This is a genomic window from Kitasatospora nipponensis, from assembly GCF_039528135.1.
In the GTDB taxonomy this organism is placed as follows: domain Bacteria; phylum Actinomycetota; class Actinomycetes; order Streptomycetales; family Streptomycetaceae; genus Kitasatospora; species Kitasatospora nipponensis.
On sequence record NZ_BAAALF010000818.1, the window covers coordinates 1 to 641 of the forward strand.

Below are 641 nucleotides of genomic sequence, written 5' to 3' on the forward strand. Positions count from 1 at the left end.
ATGTTCTTCCAGCTGCCCACCATGAGCTGGGCCCTGGTCATCCCGGCCCTGCTGCTGCAGTGCGTCTTCAACACCGGCCTGGCGCTGGCGATGGCCCGGATCGGCGCCAAGACCAGTGACATGGCGCAGCTGATGCCGTTCCTGCTGCGCACCTGGATGTACACCTCCGGCGTGATGTACAGCGTCCAGAGCGCGGTGGACAAGTGGCCCACCGTCTTCCAGGTGCTGTTCCGGATGAACCCGGCCTCGGTCTACATGGACCTGATCCGCTACGCCTTCATGCCGAACGCGTACAACAAGCACGCGCTGCCCGACCACATCTGGCTGATCGCGTTCGGCTGGGCCCTGGTCGCCGGTGTGGCCGGCTTCATCTTCTTCTGGAAGGCAGAGGAGGAGTACGGCCGTGGCTGACACCGCTACCACCGAGACCCGAGAGGCCGCCATGACGGACGTTCAGGACACCCGCGTCCCCACCGTGGCGGTCGACGACGTGCACATCGTCTACAAGGTGCACGGCGCCGGCTCCGGGAAGGGCAGCGCCACCTCGGCGCTGAGCCGGATCATCTCCAAGAAGCGCTCGCCCGCGATCCGCGAGGTGCACGCCGTCCGGGGGATCAGCTTCACCTCGTACCGGGGTGAGG

General features: G+C 66.5%; 1 protein-coding gene and 1 pseudogene. Both read left to right on the plus strand.

What is annotated here, in order from left to right; translation table 11 throughout:
- Nucleotides 1-411, plus strand: a 411-nt coding sequence (locus ABD323_RS43505; protein WP_344447542.1) for an ABC transporter permease, incomplete at its 5' end; no start/stop codon positions are given.
- Between the two features lie 31 nt (nucleotides 412-442).
- Nucleotides 443-641: pseudogene (locus ABD323_RS43510) on the plus strand (ABC transporter ATP-binding protein); the annotation flags it as partial.